This is a genomic window from Salinispora vitiensis, assembly GCF_000378825.1.
Taxonomy (GTDB): domain Bacteria; phylum Actinomycetota; class Actinomycetes; order Mycobacteriales; family Micromonosporaceae; genus Micromonospora; species Micromonospora vitiensis.
On sequence record NZ_KB900388.1, the window covers coordinates 4,811,016 to 4,831,185 of the forward strand.

Here is a 20,170-nt window from a genome sequence, read left to right on the forward strand (position 1 = left end):
TCCGCGTCAGCCGCTGGTGAGCTGGTGGCGCATCACCTCCTGCAGCGCACCCGCGCTAGTGGTGCCCGCGATCGTCACCTCGGCCGTCCGCCCGTCGTGTCGCAGGGTGCCGATGGCGTTGCCGAAGTACGGGCCGGCCAGCTTCGTCCAGCACAGCGCCGGCCGGCCGGTTCCGGCGGTGCGGTACAGCGCTCGGGCGGCCATGGCCAGGGCAGGTGACCAGCCCAGCCGCAGCGGTAGCCGCATCGCGTCCGGCACCTGGTTGTGCAGCGGGGAGCAGGTGAGCTGGTGCACCGGGGTGACCATCGCGGGATCGGCGAACCGGGCCCGGGCCAGGTACGAGTGGTGCACGTCGCCGCTGAGGACACTGATCGACGCCGGCGCGGTGCCTGGGGCACGCTCGGCCGGCTGCCCCGGCTCACCGGGCGGCCCGGGCGGCCCGGGCTGCCCCGGCTCACTCGGCCCATCCGGCTCATTCGGCTCACTCGGCCCACTCGGCCCACCTGGCTCACTCGGCTCACTCGGCTCACGGCGAGGCCGGGTCGCCCCGTCCGGTGTGCCGCCACCGATGCGGGCGAAGAGGGCGCCGAGCGCGTCGAAGGAGCGCCGGAACGCCGCCCAGTGCTCGAGGTCGACGGCGCGGCGCAGCTTCTCCGCCGCGTCGGCCACCCAGTGCCGGTGCGAGTCGGCGAGCACCTCGTTCCACGCTTCCACGTGGTGGATGGCGGGCGGCAGCAGCCAGGGCAGGGACGAGCCCACGACCAGATGGTCGTAGCTACCGTGGGCCTGGTCGACCAGCCAGGACCACTCGCCCGGCGGTAGCATCGCCCGCCGGCCCGGCTCCAGCACCCGGCCGCACCGGTTGTCGAGCATGACCAAGCGGGTCCGGCCGACATCGAGCGCGAAGCTCCACCGGTACCGCACCGCCCGCCACTGGTCGGGGTCGGGCGCGAGGCCGGATTCCCGGTCGACCTGGTGACCGAATTCGCGGAGCGTGTCGGTGGCGTCCTCGGCCGCGGTCACCTTCGCGTAGAGCGGGTCGGCCGCGAGCTCCGCCGGGGCGAGGTTGCCGAGGTGCTGGTAGACCCAGTAGGAGGCCAGCCCACTGCTGATGCGCTCGCCCCACCACGGCTGGGCCCGGGCGTGGGCGCGCCAGGCGGCGGAGGTGTTCCAGTCATCCACGATCTCGTGATCGTCGAAGATCATGACGCTCGGCACGGTGGAGAGCAGCCAGCGGGTCTCCGGGGCGCGCCACGACTCCAGGTAGAGCTTGGTGTACTCGTCGAAGCTGACCACCTGGTCCACCGGCGCGCCCACCGGCCGCCGGCGGCGCCGCCGGAGCAGCCGTCGTACGGTCGGTGAGGTCTCGTCGGCGTACACCTGGTCGCCGAGGAGCACCAGCAGGTCGGGCAGGTCCGCCGGGTCGGGGGTGGCTGCCAGCCCGCGGGCGTACGCGTCGAGCGCGTCCGGGGGCAGTTCGCGGTCGGTGGCGTGCTGGGTGGCTTCCCGGCACGAGCCGAACACCAGGCGTACCGGCTGGTCTTGGTCGTCGGCGGCCCGGGTACGGATGACGCTGGGCCGGTACGGGCCGGGCAGTGGCCAGACGGGCTCCCCGTCGAGCAGTACCTCGTAGCTGCTGACGGTGTCGGGGGTCAGCCCGGAGACCACGACCAGGGCGTAGTGGTGCTGGTAGGCGGAGAAGGTGGGTGCGGTGCCGGTGGCGTCGTCGGCGGTACGGACGGTGACGGTCGCCGGGGCGCTGGTCTCCACCCAGATGGTGGCCTGCGTGCCGACCACCCGGCGGAGCAGCGGGCCGACGAGCAGGTCTGCGGCGGGCATGGTGGTCCTCCCGATCAGCGTGTCGTCCCTGCTGTCCGGCCGGCGGGCGCAGCAGTGGGTGCGGACGAGCCTATTGCCCACCGGTTTCCGGTGGGGGTGCGGTGGTGCAGACGCGGTCGCTCGCGTCTGACAGGATTTCGGGCATGACGGATTACCTCCTCATCGCACTTGCCCTGCTCGGCGTGCTGATTCTCGGCACCGTCGGGCTGGTGGCACCGAAGCTGCGTCGCCGTCGGGAGCCCCCGTTGCCGACGACGGAGGTCGAGACCCGCGCCGAGGAGGACCTTGCCGGACCGCCGGTCGAGGCGGCCGAGGCGGCCGAGGCGGAGCCGCCCGCCGGGATCCTGGTCGAGCCGCCGCCGGCTCCCCCGGTGCAGGTGCCGGAGGTCCCGGTTGAGGTCCCGGAGCCGACCGCCGGCCGGTTGGTTCGGCTTCGCTCCCGGCTGTCCCGCTCGCAGAGCGTGTTCGGCAAGGGGCTGTTGGGCCTGCTCAGCCGGGATCGCCTCGACGAGGAGACCTGGGAGGAGATCGAGGACAGCCTGATCACCGCGGACGTCGGCATCGACTCCACCCGGGAGATCGTGGACCGGCTCCGCGAGCGGACCCGGGTGCTCGGCACCCGCACCGTCGCCGAGCTGCGTGCGCTGCTCGCCGCCGAGCTGGTCAACGCCCTCGACCCGGAGCTGGACCGGGCCCTGCACACGGCGCCGAAGGACGGCGTGCCGGCGGTGCTGTTGGTGGTGGGGGTCAACGGGGCCGGGAAGACCACCACCTGTGGCAAGGTCGCTCGGGTGCTGGTGGCGGATGGCCGGAGTGTGATCCTCGGCGCGGCCGACACGTTCCGCGCCGCCGCCGCGGACCAGCTGGAGACCTGGGCCGGCCGGGTCGGGGCGGAGACCGTCCGGGGCCCGGAGGGGGCAGATCCGGCCAGCGTCGCCTTTGACGCGGTCAAACGCGGGATCGAGACCGGGGTGGACACGGTGTTGGTCGACACCGCCGGCCGGCTGCAGAACAAGGTCGGCCTGATGGACGAGCTGGGCAAGGTCAAGCGGGTGGTGGAGAAGCATGGCCCGATCGACGAGACGCTGCTGATCCTCGACGCCACCACCGGCCAGAACGGTCTGGAGCAGGCGCGGGTCTTCACCGAGGCGGTGGACGTGACCGGCGTCGCGCTCACCAAGCTCGACGGCACCGCCAAGGGCGGCATCGTGATCTCCGTGCAGCGCAAGCTGGGCATCCCGGTGAAGCTGGTCGGTCTCGGCGAGGGGAAGGACGATCTGGCTCCCTTCGACCCCGCGCAGTTCGTGGACGCGTTGCTGGGCGCCGAGGCCGGGTCGGACGCGTAACGCCACGGTGATGACCAACGATCGCGCCCACCCCGGTTGGCGCGACCCGCGTCGCCCGACCTCCCGCCTCGGGCGGCCCTATGTGACGGCCCGGGAGATCCCGCTGCACGGCGGCAATGTGAGCACGGTGGTCCGGGTCGGGGACACGGTCCGGCGCAACGCCGGCCCGTGGACCCCGTCGGTGCACGCCCTGCTGCGGCACCTGGAATTCGTGGGCTTCACCGGCGCGCCCCGGGCCCTGGGGATGGATGAGCGTAACCGTGAGGTGCTGTCGTACCTGGAGGGGGAGTGCGGGGAGTACCCGCTGGCCCCGCACTGGGTCACCGACGAGGCGCTGGTGACGGTCGCCACGATGCTGCGGATGTTTCACGACGCGCAGTACGGCTTCGTCCCGCCGGAAGGGGCGGTGTGGCGTTCCTTCGGGCCGTCGCCGGAGAGCGAGGTGATCTGCCACCACGACGCCGCACCGCACAATGTGATCTGGCGCTCGGACGGCACCCTCGGAATGATCGACTTCGATCTTGCCTCGCCGGGCTCCCGCATCTACGACGTCGCCTACGCGGCGTGGACCTGGGTGCCGGTCTTCGCCGACCGGGACTCGATCACCCTCGGCTGGCAGCGTCCGGACCGGCCGCGGCGGCTGCGGCTCTTCGCCGACGCGTACGGGCTCATTCCGCGCGACCGGCATCGGCTGGTCCGTACCATCCGCAAGCGGATCGTCGACCATGTGGCGGGCATCCGGCGGATGGCCGCTGCCGGTGACCCGGCCTTCGTGCGGATCGTCAACCGTGGGCACCTCCGTCGCCCACTGCGGGACCTGCGCCTGCTCGACTACGAGCAGCACCTCCTTGAGGACGCGCTTCGGGCTCCGGGGTAGGTGTGCCGGGAGAGTGGCTGCTAGTTCATATGGGGAGTTTTTTCGGGTTCATGTTTATCTGGGCGTGATGTCGGTTTTGCTCGGTGGTGGCTGCTACTGCCTGCCTGGTAGCCGAGGAACGCCAACCGGGCTACCCGGGCGGTGCGTTCCTCGTCCATGACGGGGGAAGGGACACCGAAACGACATGAACCATCAGCACCGCACCCATGCACCTGCTCGCCCCGGACGGGGTCGGGCGAGATCACGGTGGTGGGCCTTCGGCCTCGCCGGTGTGACCGGCCTGGCCCTCACCGCCACCATTGGCATCGCCGCCTCCGCTGCTGGCGCGGACGGGCGCCCCGGTGCCACCAAGGGAGACCACCCGACGGGCATCCCCGTCCCCTGCGACGCGGACAAGCTGATCGCCGCGATCACCCTCGCCAACGCCCGCGGCGGTGCTGTCCTCGACCTCGCCAAGGATTGCACCTATCTGCTCACCGCCGAACTCGACGATGCCGGCCTCCCCACCATCACCACCCCAATCACCCTCAACGGCGGAAAACACACCATCATCAAACGCGCCGCCGCGGTGGACCCGTTCCGAATTCTCGCCGTGGACGTCGGTGGTGACCTCACCCTCAAACACCTCACCGTCACCGGCGGGCAGACCGCCGGAGGTGACGGTGGTGGCCTCCTGGTGAACGCTGGCGGCCGCGCCACCCTGAAGCACGTCGAGGTCGTGAACAACGTGTCCGACCAGAACGGTGGCGGTGTGGCCAACAGTGGAACGGTTGTTGTCGAACACTCCGGCATCAGCCGCAACATCGCCGCCGTGAATGGTGGTGGTGTCTACACCACCGGTCAACTCACGGTCAGGTCCTCCCGGGTGGACAAGAACACGGCCAGCAACGGGGCTGGTATTGGAAGTGCCCCTGGCGGTGCGATCCGCATTGAACACAGCTCCATCACGGGAAACCAGGCCGAAACCAGTATCGGAGGCATCCAACTGGAGGGGATCGGCTACATCGCCGATTCGAAGATTGCGGACAACACCGCCGGCGAGACGGGAGGCGTCGCGGTATTCGGTCAGACCACGATGCGACGCGTCGGCATCATCAACAACACTGCGACCGGGTTCACCGCGGGCGGGCTCTTCGTCGCGCCGGGGCTTCCGGTGCCGCCCGTGGCGGTCCTCGAGGACAGCCGGATCGAGGGCAACACCGCTGCCACCGACGGTGGGGGAATCCTCAACGCCGGGCAGGTGGTACTGCGGCGGACGTCGGTCGCCGGCAACCAGGCGGGTGAGGAGGGTGGTGGAATCTTCAACTCCGCCACCGGTACGGCCACCCTGTTCACCTCCAAGGTAATCAAGAACATCGCTGTCACCGACGGCGGCGGTATCTTCAACGAGATGGGTGGAACGGTGAACCTGAACACCGCCACCGGCACCATCGTGGTGAAGAACCGGCCGAACAACTGCGTCAACGTACCCGGCTGCTCCGGGTAGCGGACCGGAGGCGTCGGATCTATCAGGGGCCCCGTTCCCGCCGGTTTTCCGGCGGGAACGGGGCCGCTGTTGTGCTGGGTCGACAGGGCAGGTGCCCAGCGTGAGCCCGGCCCTGGGGTGCACCGGGCCGGCGATCGGCTGGTCACGGCATCCCCCGTTCGGCTGGTCGAGGCCTGCTTCACACATACGAAACAAGTCGTCATCGATTGGAAATCGACGGGTGACGTTGCAGGAAACAGGGGGCGAGCAGGCTTCCGACTAACCGGTGGACGGGCAGTGCTGCCGCGGAAGCCGTCAGGGAGGGAACTTCACTTTAGGAGGCCAGCGTGCCCGAAGCACCGACCATCGACACCGGCAACACCGCGTGGTTGTTGGTGTCGAGCGCGATCGTGTTGCTCATGACGCCCGGACTGGCGCTGTTCTACGGCGGCCTGAACCGGGCCAAGGGTGTCCTCAATATGATTATGATGAGCTTTTCCGCGATCGGGCTCGTCAGCATTCTCTGGTTGTTCTACGGTTTCTCCGCCGCGTTTGGCGCGGACCGCGGTGGGGTCATCGGCGACCTCGGCCAGTACCTCGGCACCAAGACCTTCATGGCAGAGACCGACCTGTGGGGTGAGACCGGCATCCCGCTCTACGTCTTCATGGCGTTCCAGATGATGTTCGCGGTCATCACGGTCGCCCTGATCAGTGGTGCGATCTCCGACCGGGCCAAGTTCTCCGGCTGGCTGTTGTTCGTCGTCGGCTGGGCGAGCCTGGTCTACTTCCCGGTCGCCCACTGGGTGTGGGGCGGCGGATTCATCGGTGCGGAGCTCGGTGCGCTCGACTTCGCCGGTGGCACCGCGGTGCACATCAACGCCGGGGCGGCCGCGCTGGCCCTGGTGCTGGTGCTGGGCCGGCGGCTCGGCTGGCCCCGGGAGACAATGAAGCCGCACAACGTCCCCATGGTCGCGCTCGGCGCTGGCCTGCTCTGGTTCGGCTGGTTCGGCTTCAACGCCGGCTCCGAGCTGACCGCGGACCTGACCACGGGTCTGGCCTTCGTCAACACCCAGGTGGCGACCGCCGCCGCCGTACTCGGCTGGTTGCTGGTGGAGCGGGCGCGGGACGGCCGGCCCACCCTGGTCGGCGCCTCCTCCGGCGCCATCGCCGGGCTGGTTGCGATCACCCCGGCCTGTGCGTTCATCACGCCGTGGGCCGCGGTGCTGCTCGGCCTAGTCGCCGGTGCGGTCTGTGCGTTGGCGGTGAGCCTGAAGTACCGGCTGGGCTTCGACGACTCGCTCGACGTCGTCGGCGTGCACTTCGTCGGTGGCTGGATCGGCTGTCTGTGGATCGGTCTCTTCGGCACGTCGTCGGTCAGCTCGTTGGTCAGCGACGAGGGCCTCTTCTACGGGGGTGGGGTGGCCCAGCTGGGTGTCCAGGCGCTCAGCGCGTTGATCGTCACCGGCTACTCCTTCGCGGTGGCGCTCGTCCTCGCCCTCGTCCTAGAGAAGACGATCGGCTTCCGGGTCAGCAAGGAGGCCGAGGTCGAGGGGATCGACATCGCCGAGCACGCCGAGAGCGGCTACGACCTCTCTCCCGCCGCCGGTTCGGCCGGCGGCAGCGCGTTCGCAGCGGCGGGCCTGGCCGGTGGGAAGCCGGCCGGGGGGACTGGTGCCGCGGAGCAGGTCGCGTCGGCGCCGGCTGCGGGCGGTCGAGGGTGAGCGGCGGGCCCGCCGTCGCGCAGGTCGCTGGTTAACGTTTCGGGAATGGAGGGGTTGGACATGAAGCTGGTGACCGCGGTCATCAAGCCGTACCAGCTGGACGCGGTGAAGGAGGCCCTGCACGCGCTCGGGGTGGCTGGCCTGACCGTGAGCGAGGTCCAGGGCTACGGCCGCCAGAAGGGGCACACCGAGGTGTATCGGGGTGCCGAGTACACGGTGGAGTTTCTGCCCAAGATCCGGGTGGAGGTACTCACCGACGAGCTGGATGTCGCCAAGATCGTCGATGCCGTCGTCGCCGCCGCCCGGACCGGCAAGATCGGTGACGGCAAGGTGTGGGTCACCGCCGTCGAGGAGGTCGTCCGGGTCCGGACGGGTGAACGCGGCCTCGACGCCGTGTAGGCGCCCAACCGGCGGGAGGAGGTACCGATGACCTCGTTGAGCAAGAGGCGTACGGCCGGACCGGGCCTCCTGATCAACGAGGTCACCGGTGCTCCCGGCGGGACCGACGCCGCCGCGCGGGCGGCCCGGGCTGCGTCCATCGACAACTGGCTCGCCGGGCTGCTGCCCCGGCCCGACGGGGTCGCGCTGGTCGCGGTGGGCGGGCTCGGCCGTCGTCAGTGCGCCCCGTACGGGGACCTCGACCTGCTGCTGCTGCACGCCGACGTACCCGAGGTGGACGAGCTGGCCGCCGGCATCTGGTATCCGGTCTGGGACGCCGGGCTGCGCCTCGACCACTCGGTACGAACCGTCCCCGAGGCCCTCGCGGTCGCCCAGGATGATGTCCGGGTGGCGCTCGGCCTGCTCGACGCCCGCCTCGTCGCGGGTGACGAGGCGCTGGCCGACCGGCTGGTTCGTTCGGCCGCCGACCACTGGCGACGGAGCGCGGTGCGCCGACTACCGGGGCTGCGCGAGCTGACCGAGGCCCGGTGGGCGGCCCACGGGGAGCTGGCCTTCCTGCTCGAGGGGGACCTCAAGGAGGCCGCCGGTGGGCTTCGCGACGCGGGGCTCCTCCGGGCGATCGCCCGTGCCGGCGTCACCACCGCGCTCCGGCCCGCGGTCCGCGCCGCCCACCTGCGGCTACTGGACACCCGCGACGCGCTGCACCTGCGGGCCGGGCGGCGGGTGGACCGGCTGGTCGCCCCGGAACGCGACGGGGTCGCCGCCCTGCTCGGGCTGCGCGCGCCGCGGACCGACCCGGCGGCGGAGCCGGTGGACGAGGGGGACCTGCTGCTGCGCCGGGTCGCCAACGACGCCCGGACCGTCAGTCACGCCTTGGACGACGCCTTCCGGGCGGCCGGCCGGCTCCGCGTCCGGCGCCGGGGCGCCGACGGGCGACCGCTCCGTCGGCCGGTGGCCCGGGACGTGGTCGAGCACGACGGTGAACTGGTGCTCGCCCGCGCGGTGATCGGGGTACGCCCGGAGCCGAGCCTGTCCCTGCGGGTCGCCGCCGCGGCGGCGACCACCGGTCTGCCGATCGCGGCGGCCACCTGCGAGTGGTTGGCCGCGTATTGCCCGCCGCTGCCGACGCCCTGGCCGGCCGCGGCGCGTACCGCCCTGGTCACGCTCCTGGGCGCGGGGCCGGGGCTGGTGTCGGCGTGGGAGACGTGCGACCGGTACGGGCTGGTGGACGGCTGGCTGCCGGAGTGGACCCGGATCCGGAGCCTGCCACAGCACCACCCGGTGCACCGGTTCACCCTCGACCGGCACCTGGTGCAGACCGCGTACGAGGCCAGCCGGCGTACCCGGGAGGTGGACCGGCCCGACCTGCTGCTGCTCGGCGCCCTCCTGCACGACGTGGGCAAGGGGCTACCCGGTGACCACAGTCAGGTCGGCGCGCCGATCGCGGAGGCGGTCGCCGCCCGGGTCGGCCTGCCCGCGGCCGAGGTGGCGCTGATCGGGCGGCTGGTCCGGCTGCACCTGCTCCTGCCCGAGGTGGCGACCCGGCGCGACCTCGCCGATCCGGTGACCGTCGCCGGCGTGGCGGCGAAGGTCGTCGACACCGGCACTCTGGAGCTGCTGCACGCCCTGGTCCGGGCCGACGCGGCGGCCACCGGCCCGGCGGCCTGGTCGCGCTGGAAGGAACGGCTCGTCGCCGATCTGGTGGCTCGGGTCCGTACCGCCCTGGACACCGGCCGGCTACCCGAACCGCCGGTACCGGATCCGGCGTTGGTCGCCGGCCCGCTGCCGGTGGTCCGGCTGACGGGGGACGAGGTGGCGGTGGCGGCGGCCCACCGGCGTGGCCTGCTCACAACGGTGGCCGGTTGCCTGGCCCGGCACCGGCTCGATGTGATCTCCGCGGACGCCTCGACGGTGTCCGGGCGGGCGTTGGTCGAGTTCCGGGTCCAACCCCGGTACGGCCTCGCGCCGGATCCGGTAGCGCTCGGCGCCGACCTGCGCCGGGCCGTAGCCGGCGACGGGCCGGTGATCCCGCGGCTGCGGGAGCGGGCCGTCGCGGCCGATGGTGCGGAGCCGGCGCCCCAGGTGCGGTGGTACCGGGAGGCGGCCACCGACGCGGTGGTGTTGGAGCTGCGGGCGGCCGACGCCGCCGGTCTGCTCCACCGGGTCAGTGCGGCGCTGGACGAGGTGGGAGTGCAGCTACGGGCGGCGCGGATCTCCACCCTCGGTGCTGCGGCTGTAGACGCGTTTTACCTGGTCGGCGCCGGGCTGGACGTCGAGGACCAGGCTCGGATTTCGGCCGCTGTCCTGGCTGCGGCGCGATGAGGGGGCGAATGCCGTCGGCCGGACGGCGGGTACGCGGGCGGCGTCGGGTGTGCCGGCCGGAAGCGGGTGGATCCCGGGCCGGATACCCTAGCGGTGGCTGGACAGTTCGTCTGGCCGTGCTCGTGCTCATCAGACTCTGACAAACGGGATGTTCGCGTGTTTGACACCTTGAGTGACCGCCTGTCCGGGATCTTCACCAAGCTCCGCGGTAAGGGACGGCTCACCGACGCCGACATCGACGCCACCGCCCGCGAGATTCGCCTCGCGTTGCTGGAGGCGGATGTGGCGCTGCCGGTGGTCAAGGGCTTCATCGCGCGGGTCAAGGAGCGGGCGCGGGGCGCCGAGGTCTCCCAGGCGCTGAACCCGGCCCAGCAGATCGTCAAGATCGTCAACGAGGAGTTGGTCAACGTCCTCGGTGGCGAGGCGCGGCGGCTTCAGTTCGCCAAGCAGCCGCCGACCGTGATCATGCTGGCCGGTCTACAGGGCTCCGGCAAGACCACGCTCGCCGGCAAGCTGGCCAGCTGGCTGCGCGGCCAGGGCCACCAGCCGCTGCTGGTCGCCGCCGACCTGCAGCGCCCCAACGCCGTCGGGCAGCTCCAGGTGCTCGGTGGTCGCGCCGGCGTCGAGGTCTACTCCCCGGAGCCCGGCAACGGCGTCGGCGACCCGGTGCAGGTGGCTCGCGCCTCGATCGAGCACGCCCGTCGGGCTGCCCGGGACATCGTCATCGTGGACACGGCCGGCCGCCTCGGTATCGACGCCGAGATGATGCAGCAGGCCGCCGACATCCGGGACGCGGTCAACCCGGACGAGGTCATCTTCGTCATCGACGCGATGGTCGGCCAGGACGCGGTGCGCACCGCGGAGGCGTTCCGGGACGGCGTCGGCATCACCGGGGTGGTCCTCTCCAAGCTCGACGGTGACGCCCGTGGTGGTGCCGCACTGTCGGTCCGGGAGGTCACCGGCCAGCCGATTCTCTTCGCCTCCACCGGTGAGAAGCTGGAGGACTTCGATGTCTTCCACCCGGACCGGATGGCCAGCCGGATTCTCGGCATGGGGGACGTTCTCACTCTGATCGAGCAGGCCGAACAGGCCTTCGACATCGACCAGAAAGAGAAGATGACCGCCAAGCTGATGGGCGGTGAGAAGTTCACCCTGGAGGACTTCCTCGACCAGCTCATCGCGGTTCGGCGGATGGGTCCGATCGCCAACGTGCTGGCCATGATGCCCGGCATGGGGCAGATGAAGGATCAGCTCGCCGATGTGGACGACAAGCACTTCGACCGGGTCACCGCCATCATCCGGTCGATGACCCCGGCCGAGCGTACCAATCCGAAGATCATTAACGGTTCGCGCCGGGCCCGCATCGCCAACGGCTCCGGGGTCACCGTGATGGACGTCAACCAGCTACTCAACCGCTTCACCGACGCCCAGAAAATGATGAAGCAGATGGGCGGCATGATGGGCCTGCCCGGTGGCGGCCGAAAGGCGACCAAGTCGCCGAAGAACAAGCGCAAGGGCGGGAAGGGCGGCGGTCGGTCGCGGGCCGGCGCGGGTGCGCGGGGCGGCTTCCCCGCTGGCATGCCGCAGCTGCCGCCCGGCCTGGGGCCCGACGACTTGGCCGGCCAGGGGCTCCCACCGGGATTCAAGCTCCCGAAGATCGACTTCAACAAGCTCGGCAAGGGGGATCAGCGCCCCCGATGACCCGGGTCGAAGCGGGCCGGGTCGGTGCTGATCGCGGCTGATCGGGCGTCGGCCGCGGCTGATCGGGCGTCGTCGTCCGTGGCTGATCCGGTCTCGGCCGTGGTTGTTCCGGCGTCGGCCGTGTCCCGTCGGTGGTGGGCTGCCCGCACGCCCCGGCGGGCGATCCGGTAGGACTGAGCGTATGGCTTTGCACGTGCGCGGTGTGCTCCTGCCCGAAGACGAGGTCCGGGATATCTGGCTGGTCGGTGACCGGGTGACCTTCGAGCCGGTGGCCGGCGCGGAGACCATCGCCGACGGTGGCTTCCTGCTCCCCGGCCTGACCGACGCGCACTGCCACCTCGGCATCGCCCGGGGCGGGGCGCCGATCACCTCGCTCGACCAAGCCCGCGAGCTGGCCCAGGTCAACCGCGACGCCGGGGTGCTCGCCATCCGGGATGCCGGCTCCCCGTACCCGTACCCGGAGCTCGACGACGCCCCGGACCTGCCGCGGCTGGCTCGGGCCGGACGGCACGTCGCCCCACCGAAGCGCTACCTGCGCGGCGTCGGGGTGGAGGTCGGCGCGGCAGAGGTGGCCGCGACCGTCACCGCGCAGGCCGACGCCGGCAACGGCTGGGTCAAGCTGGTCGGCGACTGGATCGATCGTGGCGTCGGCGACCTCGCCCCGGCCTGGGACGCGGAGACCATGACCGCCGCGGTTCGGGCCGCGCACGCCGCCGGGGTCCGCGCCGCGGTGCACACCTTCTCCGAGTCCGCCGTGGAGACCATGGTGCGGGCCGGGGTCGACTCGGTGGAACACGGCACCGGCCTGAGCCTGGACCTGATCGACGTGATGGCCCGGCAGGGCACCGCGCTCGTACCCACCATGATCAACATACGTACCTTCGGCGGCATCGCGGACCAGGCGCGGGCGAAGTTCCCCAGCTACGCCGACCATATGCTCGCCCTGCGAGACCGCTTCCCCGAGGTGGTCCGCGCCGCCTACCAGGCCGGCGTGCCGATCTACGTCGGCACGGATGCCGGCGGTGGCATCGCGCACGGTCTGGCCGCCGAGGAGATGCTGCTGCTGCACGAGAAGGCCGGGATGCCCGCCGAGGCCGTCCTCGCCGCCGCCTCCTGGCGGGCCCGCGAGTGGCTCGGCTTCCCCGGCCTGGTCGAGGGGGGCCTGGCCGATCTGGTCGTCTACCCGCAGGACCCGCGGCGCGACCTCCGCGTCGTCCGGTCGCCCGCCCGGGTCGTCCTCCGCGGCCGGGTCCTGCACTGACCCGCCCGGGTCGTCCTTCGCGGCCCCGGTCCCGCACTGACCCACCCGGGTCGTCCTCCGCGGCCCCGGTCCGGCGCTGATCCACCCGGGTCGTCCTCCGCGGCCGGGTCTGGCGCTGATCCACCCCGGCTCGGCCAGTTGGCCGGGGTGGAGCGACCGCCCGCTGGCGGCGACCGCCCCGTCGGCACATAGGATGTGCGGTCATGGCGCGCGTGCTCACTCCCCGTGCGGAGGACTTTCCCCGCTGGTACCAGGACCTGATCGCCAAGGCGAAGCTGGCCGACAACGGCCCGGTCCGCGGGACCATGGTGATCCGACCAGCCGGCTACGCCATCTGGGAGCGGATGCAGGCCGAGATGGACAACCGGATCAAGGCTGCCGGCGCGGAGAACGCGTACTTCCCGCTCTTCATCCCCGAGGGCCACCTCAAACGGGAAGCCGAGCACGTCGAGGGCTTCTCGCCGGAGCTGGCGGTGGTCACCCACGGTGGCGGCAAGCAGCTCGCCGAGCCGGTCGTGGTCCGCCCGACCAGCGAGACCGTCATCGGCGAGTTCATGGCCAAGTGGGTCGACTCGTACCGGGACCTGCCGTTGCTGCTTAACCAGTGGGCGAACGTGGTCCGCTGGGAGCTACGCCCCCGCATCTTCCTGCGGACCAGCGAGTTCCTCTGGCAGGAGGGGCACACCGCGCACACGACCCGCGAGGACGCCCGCGCCTACGCGCGGCGGATTCTGCACGAGGCGTACGAGGACCTGCTGGTCAACGTTCTCGCCATCCCGGTGCAGGTCGGTCTCAAGACCGCCCGGGAGCGGTTCGCCGGTGCGACCGCCACCTACACCCTCGAGGGCATGATGGGTGACGGCAAGGCGCTCCAGCTGGGCACCAGCCACGAGCTGGGGCAAAACTTCGGCCGCGCCTTCGACATCAGCTACACCTCGGCCGAGGGGGGACGGGAACACGCCTGGACCACCTCGTGGGGCACCTCCACCCGGATGCTGGGTGGTCTGATCATGTGTCACGGTGACGACAACGGCCTGCGGGTGCCGCCGAAGCTCGCGCCGGTCCAGGCGTACGTCATGGTCGTCAAGGATGGCGAGGGGGTCGGCGAGGCCGCGACGCGGCTGCACGACGCGCTGCGGGATGCCGGCGTCCGGGTCGCCCTCGACGACCGGACCGACACTCCCTTCGGGCGTCGTGCGGTCGACGCGGAGTTGCGCGGCTACCCGATCCGCGTCGAGATCGGCCCCCGCGACTTGGCCGCGGGGAACGCGGTCGTGGTTCGGCGGACGGATGGCTCGAAGTCCCCGGTTCCGGTGGCGGACGTGGTCGGTGTGGTACGCGCGGCGCTCGACGCCGACCAGCAGGCGCTGCACGACCAGGCGCTCGCCAGCCGGCAGGCGCGGACCCACGAGGTGGGGACGCTCACCGAGGCGATCGAGGCGGCGGCGACGGGCTGGGCCCGGGTGCCGTGGTCGGTGGTCGGCACCAAGGGCGAGGCAGAGGCGAACGCCCAGGGTGTCACCGTGCGGTGCCTGATCCGGGCCGACGGCTCGGTGCCGGACAGCGAGGACGAGCCGGACCTGGTCGCCATCCTGTCCCGGGCCTACTGAGCTGCGTCCACGCGGTCGGTACCGTCACGGACCCGGGCGGTCGGTACGTCACCGGCCCGGTACCGCATCGACCCGGTCCGGCCGGAGCTGGCTCGGGCGCACAGATGGGGCAGCTCGACAGCAGGCGGAACGAACCGGCGACCCCACCGACACGGGGAGCCATCGCGCCGCCATCGGAGTCCTCGCCCCGCCATCGGCGCTCCGACCGGTCATCGGCGGGCGGTAGGGTCGGCCAGGTGAGGTTCGAGCCTGGGCGGTTGGTGGTGCACCGCAACGTACGGCGGGGGCGGATCGGTTGGGTTCGTCCGGCGCGTGTGGTCAGCGATGACGACCGGGGGTTGCTGCTCTGGATCCCCCGGGGCTCCGAGGTGGCAAGCGAGACCACCGACGCCGGGGTCGGGATGCGGGCGATTCCGTTCGCCGAGTGGATCGTCTCCGCGTACCGGCTGACACCCGCGCGGTGGCAGGGGCCACCCCTGCTGAAGTTCCTGCCCGCCGGGGCCGCGCACTCGGTCTGGTTCTTCCAGGACGAGCAAGGGCAATTCGCCCATTGGTACGTCAACCTCGAGGAGCACGGTGTTCGCTGGGACGACGGTGGGCTCGCTGGCGTTGACGTGGTGGACCAGGATCTTGACGTGTTGATCCACGCGGACCGCCGCTGGACGTGGAAGGACGAGGACGAGTTCGCCGAGCGGCTCGACTTCCCGGCGCACTACTGGGTACCCGACCCGGACGCGGTCTGGGCCGAGGGGAAACGGGTGATCGCCCGGGCCGAGGCGGGTGAGTTCCCGTTCGATGGCACCTGGTGTGACTTCGTGCCGCCGGCCGAGTGGGCGGCCCCGCTGGACCTGCCGCCCGGGTGGGACCGGCCGCCGGCGCGCTGACGGCGCCCACCCGGTTGCCGGAACCGACAGCGCCCACCCGGCTGCCCGAAACCGACTTCCCGGAGCGCGGCCGGCCCATCCGACCGAACCAGTGTGCCCTTCGTCATAGGCGAATGGTGAGTCGGGCGGTCCGATGTGAGGCTTCTCGGTCCGATCTGGCAGAATGGCTGGCTGGTATCCGACGTGGGTCCGGCGCCCTCTACCCGGGCACCACGTCAGTCCACCCGAGCAGTCTCCGGCCCAACCCCACTGTGCCGGAGAGCGCGCTCACCCGTGCACCGCCCGTCCATGGGTGGTGGAAACAACAGGAGCGAAAACACTGTGGCCGTAAAGATCCGGCTCCTGCGGATGGGCAAGATCCGCAACCCGCAGTACCGCATCGTCATCGCCGACTCGCGCACCAAGCGTGACGGCCGGGCGATCGAGTTCGTCGGGATCTACCAGCCGAAGCACGACCCTTCGGTGATCGAGGTCAAGTCGGACCGGGTGCAGTACTGGCTCTCCGTGGGCGCGCAGCCGAGCGAGGCGGTGCAGCGCCTGCTGGAGAAGACCGGCGACTGGCAGAAGTTCAAGGGCCTGCCGGCCCCCGAGCCGCTGAAGGTCGCCCCCGAGCGGGTCGACCGCAAGGCGGCCTACGAGGCTGAGGCGAAGGCCGCCGCTGGTCTGGCGGAGGCTCCGACCAAGCCGGCGAAGAAGGCTGCCAAGGCCGAGGCGGCGCCGAAGACCGACGAGGCGGCGCCGAAGACCGAGGAGCAGGCCGGTGCGGGCTCCGGCGAGCAGGGCTGACATGGCACTGCGTCCGGCGCTGGAGCATCTGGTCAAGGGCATCGTCGACAACCCCGACGATGTCCGCGTCCGGCTGGTCGACTCCCGGCGGGGCAAGCGGCTCGAAGTCCGCGTGCACCCGGAGGACCTCGGCACGGTGATCGGGCGGTCCGGGCGGACCGCCAAGGCGCTGCGCCAGGTCATCGGTTCCATCGGTGGACGCGGCGTACGCGTCGACATCGTCGACTCGTACTGATGCTCGTCGTCGGCAGGATCGGCAAACCGCACGGGATCCGCGGTGAGGTGACCGTGGAGGTGCGGACCGACGAACCTGAGACGCGGTTCGCCCCGGGCTCGGTGCTGCGCACCGAGCCCGGGGCGAACCTGCCCAGGGCGAACGTGCCCGACCACCCCGGCGCGTACCGGGTGCCGGGTGAACTGACCGTCGAGGCAGCGCGGTGGCATCAAGGGCGGGTGCTGCTGGTGGCGTTCGAGGGGGTGCTCGACCGCAATGTCGCCGAGGCGCTCCGCGGCACCCTGGTCGGGGTGGACCTCGCTGACGTGGCCCCGCCGACGGATCCTGAGGAGTTCCACGATCATCAGCTGGTCGGCTTGGCCGTGGTCACCCCGGCTGGGGAACGGCTGGGTGAGGTCGCCCGGATCGACCACGCCCCCGCCGCGGACCTGTTGGTGCTGCGCCGCCCCGGCCGCCGGGACGTGTTGATTCCGTTTGTCCGGGCGATCGTTCCCGACGTCGATCTCGCCGGCGGTCGCGTGGTCGTGGATCCGCCCAGCGGTCTGCTTGACCTCTGACCCGGAAACCTGGTCGACCGGTGGCCCGGGTTGCCGCACCGCACAGCTGTTGGAGCCCCCGCAATGCGCGTTGACGTCGTGTCGATCTTCCCGGAGTACTTCGGTCCGCTGGACCTGTCGCTGATCGGCAGGGCCCGGGCCAGTGGCACCCTCCAGCTCGCCGTGCACGACCTCCGTACCTGGACCCACGACGTGCACCGGACGGTCGACGACACCCCGTACGGTGGGGGGCCGGGGATGGTGATGCGGCCGGAGCCGTGGGGGGAGGCGCTGGACGCGCTCGCCCCGCCGGGAGGTGACCCGCCTCGGCTGTTGGTGCCCACGCCGGCCGGTGTTCCGTTCACCCAGGCGTTGGCCCACGAACTGGCCGCCGAGCCGCACCTCCTCTTCGCCTGTGGTCGGTACGAGGGGATCGACCAGCGGGTGCTCGAGCACGCCGCGAGCCGGATGCCGGTCACCGAGGTCTCCCTCGGCGACTACGTGCTCTTCGGCGGCGAGGTGGCGGTGCTGGTGATCCTGGAGGCGGTGACCCGGCTGCTACCCGGAGTGCTCGGCAACGTTGGCTCGCTGGAGGACGAGTCGCACGCCCACGGGCTGCTGGAGGCGCCGATGTACACCAAGCCGGCCGCCTGGCGGGGCCAGGAAGTGCCGGCGGTGCTTCGCTCGGGGGACCACGGGAAGATTGCGCGTTGGCGCCGGGATGAGGCCCTGGCGCGGACGGTCGCCCGGCGGCCCGACATGATCGCCGCGCTGGCTCCGGAGGACCTGGACCGGCAGGACCGGGCGATGTTGGAGCGGGCCGGGTTTCCGGCCGTCCCCGGGGGTGTGGCAAAATAAGGGGTTGCCGCAGTCGACCGCGCCGCGGGTGGCTGCGAGGACCCTCGACCGGGGCCGGCGGTTGCCGGCGGCCACCCGGGGGTCAGAATCACCCATTCGCGCATCGACTGACGATGCGCCGTGAGCCTCGCGAGGACGCAGCGATGAACATCCTGGACGCGCTTGACGCCCAGTCGAAGCGGACCGACGTTCCCGATTTCCGCGCCGGTGACACCGTCAAGGTGCACGCACGGGTCGTCGAGGGAAACCGGTCCCGGGTCCAGATCTTCCAGGGCGTCGTCATCCGTCGTCAGGGTGACGGTCTGCGGGAGACCTTCCTGGTTCGCAAGATCAGCTTTGGGGTGGGGGTCGAGCGCACCTACCCGATCAACAGCCCGGCCATCGACCGCATTGAGGTCGTGACCCGCGGTGACGTCCGGAGGGCCAAGCTCTACTACCTCCGCGAGCTGCGTGGCAAGAAGGCGAAGATCAAGGAGAAGCGGGAGAAGCAGCCGAGCTGAATCGTGCTGCACCACCCGTCCTGAGCTGCACGTATGGTGTACGAACCGGAGGGCACCACCCGGGACGTACCAGCGCAGCCGGATGCCCCCGCCCAGCGGCGGGGCAGGTGTCCACTGCCGCCCGGAGGCCTCGACCAGGCCCCCGGGCGGCAGTGTCGTTGCGGCGGACCGGGGAGGCGTGGTGCAGAGGCGCGATGAGGACGGCGCGGTCGATCCACGCCGTGGTCGGGCCCGGCGACGCCGCCGCCCGTTGCCGCTCTGGCAGGAGCTGCCGCTGCTGCTGACGGTCACCTTCTGCCTCGCGGTGCTGATCCGGACCTTCCTGCTTCAGGTGTTCTTCATCCCATCCGGCTCGATGACCGAGACGCTGCTCGTCGGGGACCGGGTGCTGGTCAACAAGATCGTCTACGACGTACGGGACCCGGTGCGGGGCGAGGTGGTGGTCTTCCACGGCCCCGAGCGGTGGGCCGACCAACTCGACGAGGAACCCGACCCGGGATTCCTGCGCCGGCTCACCACCACCTTCGCTGACCTGGTGGGGGCCGGCGGCCCCGGCGAGCAGGACTTCATCAAGCGGGTGATCGGGCTGCCGGGCGACCGGGTGAGCTGCTGCGACGAGCAGGGGCGAGTGCTCGTCAACGGCATCGCCATCAACGAGCCGTACGTGTGGCGCGACTCGCCGCTGGACCTCCCACCGAACCCGGGGGAGTGCCGTGCGCGTCGCTTCGACGAGGTGATCGTCCCACCCGGGCAGCTCTTCGTGCTGGGTGACAACCGGCTGGTCTCCCAGGACGCCCGGTGTCAGGGTCCGGTGCCGATTGACAATGTGGTCGGACGGGCGGTCGGCGTGGTGTGGCCGTCGTCGCGGTGGGCTGCACTCTCCACTCCGGAGGTCTTCGAGAACGTTCCGGTGCCGGCGGGTTCCCCGACCAGTGCGCCGCCGCCGGTTAGGCCGAGCCCTGACGGTGGCGCGTTGCTGCTCCTTCCGCTCCCGGCCGCGTGGCTCAGTTCTCGCGCGTTCCGTCCGGTGCCGCCCAGCTCGGCAACGTAGGCTCCATTCCGTGATTGACGAGCAGACCGACAAGTCCCGCAACTCCTTCTGGAAGGAGCTGCCGATTCTCCTGGGCGTGGCGATTCTGGTCGCGGTGCTGGTACGTGCCTTTGTGCTGCAGACCTTCTTCATCCCGTCGCCGTCGATGGAGAACACCCTCCAGATCGATGATCGGGTGCTGGTCAACAAGCTGGTGTACGACTTCCGTTCGCCGAAACGCGGCGAGGTGGTCGTCTTCAAGGCGCCGACCTCGTGGAGCTCAGACGAGGAGGACTTCATCAAGCGGGTCATCGGCACCGGCGGCGACCACGTGGTCTGCTGCGACGAACAGGGGCGGATCACGATCAACGGGGTCGCCCTGGACGAGCCGTACCTCTACTCCGTCGGCGGCGAGCGGGACCAGCCCGCCGACCAGGACTTTGATATCACCGTCCCGCGGGGGCGGCTGTGGGTGATGGGCGATCACCGGTCGGCCTCGGGAGACTCGTTGCAGCACTGGCAGCAGTCGGGGGAGAACGTCCACCAGGCGACCGTCCCGGAGGATCGTCTCGTCGGCCGTGCCTTCACGATCTTCTGGCCGCTGGACCGGGCCCGCTGGCTGAGTGTGCCCGAGCAGTACGGCCCCATTCCCCGGCCCGGAACGTGAGCCGGTGGGCCAGGTGGGCCAGGTAGGCCCGGTAGGCGATGGCGAAGGCGTCTGGCAGGCTGGGAAGGTGACCGTCGCCCACGCCCTCCGTCGCCGCACCCGGGTGCTGCTCGTCGCCGTGCCCGGCCGTCGG

General features: G+C 71.2%; 18 protein-coding genes. 17 read left to right on the plus strand and 1 reads right to left on the minus strand.

The features are described from left to right. Nucleotides 1-6 precede the first annotated feature (6 nt). Nucleotides 7-1,839, minus strand: a complete 1,833-nt coding sequence (locus tag SALPAC2_RS0122810) for an alkaline phosphatase D family protein (RefSeq protein ID WP_018218937.1) — start codon at nt 1,837-1,839, stop codon at nt 7-9. 143 nt (nt 1,840-1,982) lie between these two features. Between SALPAC2_RS0122810 and ftsY the strand changes: the two genes are divergently transcribed. From ftsY to lepB (SALPAC2_RS0122900), 17 genes are all read left to right on the plus strand, one after another. Beyond that, nucleotides 1,983-3,185, plus strand: coding sequence for a signal recognition particle-docking protein FtsY (gene ftsY, locus SALPAC2_RS0122815; protein ID WP_018218938.1), 1,203 nt, complete (start codon nt 1,983-1,985; stop codon nt 3,183-3,185). A gap of 10 nt (nt 3,186-3,195) precedes the next feature. Next, nucleotides 3,196-4,062, plus strand: a complete 867-nt coding sequence (locus SALPAC2_RS0122820; RefSeq protein WP_018218939.1) for an aminoglycoside phosphotransferase family protein — start codon at nt 3,196-3,198, stop codon at nt 4,060-4,062. Nucleotides 4,063-4,333: 271 nt separating this feature from the next. Continuing rightward, nucleotides 4,334-5,548: a right-handed parallel beta-helix repeat-containing protein gene (locus tag SALPAC2_RS0122825; protein WP_018218940.1), complete on the plus strand. Its 1,215-nt coding sequence runs from the start codon at nt 4,334-4,336 to the stop codon at nt 5,546-5,548. A 326-nt stretch (nt 5,549-5,874) separates the two neighbouring features. After that, complete coding sequence (locus SALPAC2_RS0122830) at nt 5,875-7,248, plus strand: ammonium transporter (RefSeq protein ID WP_018218941.1); 1,374 nt, start codon at nt 5,875-5,877, stop codon at nt 7,246-7,248. Between the two features lie 60 nt (nt 7,249-7,308). Continuing rightward, complete coding sequence (locus tag SALPAC2_RS0122835) at nt 7,309-7,647, plus strand: P-II family nitrogen regulator (RefSeq protein ID WP_018218942.1); 339 nt, start codon at nt 7,309-7,311, stop codon at nt 7,645-7,647. A 27-nt stretch (nt 7,648-7,674) separates the two neighbouring features. Beyond that, nucleotides 7,675-9,969 (plus strand): [protein-PII] uridylyltransferase, encoded by a 2,295-nt coding sequence (locus SALPAC2_RS0122840; RefSeq protein WP_018218943.1) that lies wholly within the window; start codon nt 7,675-7,677, stop codon nt 9,967-9,969. Between the two features lie 156 nt (nt 9,970-10,125). Continuing rightward, on the plus strand, nt 10,126-11,670 hold the full coding sequence (gene ffh, locus SALPAC2_RS0122845) for a signal recognition particle protein (protein ID WP_018218944.1): 1,545 nt from the start codon (nt 10,126-10,128) through the stop codon (nt 11,668-11,670). A gap of 181 nt (nt 11,671-11,851) precedes the next feature. Then, nucleotides 11,852-12,931, plus strand: a complete 1,080-nt coding sequence (locus SALPAC2_RS0122855; RefSeq protein ID WP_018218946.1) for an amidohydrolase family protein — start codon at nt 11,852-11,854, stop codon at nt 12,929-12,931. 203 nt (nt 12,932-13,134) lie between these two features. Continuing rightward, on the plus strand, nt 13,135-14,541 hold the full coding sequence (proS, locus tag SALPAC2_RS0122860) for a proline--tRNA ligase (RefSeq protein ID WP_018218947.1): 1,407 nt from the start codon (nt 13,135-13,137) through the stop codon (nt 14,539-14,541). A gap of 236 nt (nt 14,542-14,777) precedes the next feature. Next, nucleotides 14,778-15,425 (plus strand): DUF402 domain-containing protein, encoded by a 648-nt coding sequence (locus SALPAC2_RS0122865; RefSeq protein ID WP_026185044.1) that lies wholly within the window; start codon nt 14,778-14,780, stop codon nt 15,423-15,425. A gap of 321 nt (nt 15,426-15,746) precedes the next feature. Further along, nucleotides 15,747-16,211, plus strand: a complete 465-nt coding sequence (rpsP, locus tag SALPAC2_RS0122870) for a 30S ribosomal protein S16 (RefSeq protein ID WP_011905207.1) — start codon at nt 15,747-15,749, stop codon at nt 16,209-16,211. Next, nucleotides 16,186-16,446, plus strand: coding sequence for an RNA-binding protein (locus tag SALPAC2_RS0122875; protein WP_026185045.1), 261 nt, complete (start codon nt 16,186-16,188; stop codon nt 16,444-16,446). Before rpsP ends, SALPAC2_RS0122875 begins: the two co-directional genes overlap by 26 nt. Beyond that, complete coding sequence (gene rimM / locus SALPAC2_RS0122880) at nt 16,446-17,003, plus strand: ribosome maturation factor RimM (RefSeq protein WP_018218950.1); 558 nt, start codon at nt 16,446-16,448, stop codon at nt 17,001-17,003. The genes SALPAC2_RS0122875 and rimM overlap by 1 nt, the downstream gene beginning before the upstream one ends. Before the next feature lie 63 nt (nt 17,004-17,066). Continuing rightward, the gene (trmD, locus tag SALPAC2_RS0122885; RefSeq protein ID WP_018218951.1) at nt 17,067-17,840 is read left to right on the plus strand and encodes a tRNA (guanosine(37)-N1)-methyltransferase TrmD; all 774 of its coding nucleotides are present in this window, start codon (nt 17,067-17,069) and stop codon (nt 17,838-17,840) included. A 143-nt stretch (nt 17,841-17,983) separates the two neighbouring features. Next, the gene (gene rplS, locus SALPAC2_RS0122890) at nt 17,984-18,340 is read left to right on the plus strand and encodes a 50S ribosomal protein L19 (RefSeq protein WP_018218952.1); all 357 of its coding nucleotides are present in this window, start codon (nt 17,984-17,986) and stop codon (nt 18,338-18,340) included. 178 nt (nt 18,341-18,518) lie between these two features. Then, on the plus strand, nt 18,519-19,391 hold the full coding sequence (gene lepB / locus SALPAC2_RS0122895; RefSeq protein WP_018218953.1) for a signal peptidase I: 873 nt from the start codon (nt 18,519-18,521) through the stop codon (nt 19,389-19,391). Between the two features lie 10 nt (nt 19,392-19,401). Then, nucleotides 19,402-20,037: a signal peptidase I gene (lepB, locus tag SALPAC2_RS0122900; protein WP_018218954.1), complete on the plus strand. Its 636-nt coding sequence runs from the start codon at nt 19,402-19,404 to the stop codon at nt 20,035-20,037. Nucleotides 20,038-20,170: the final 133 nt, after the last annotated feature.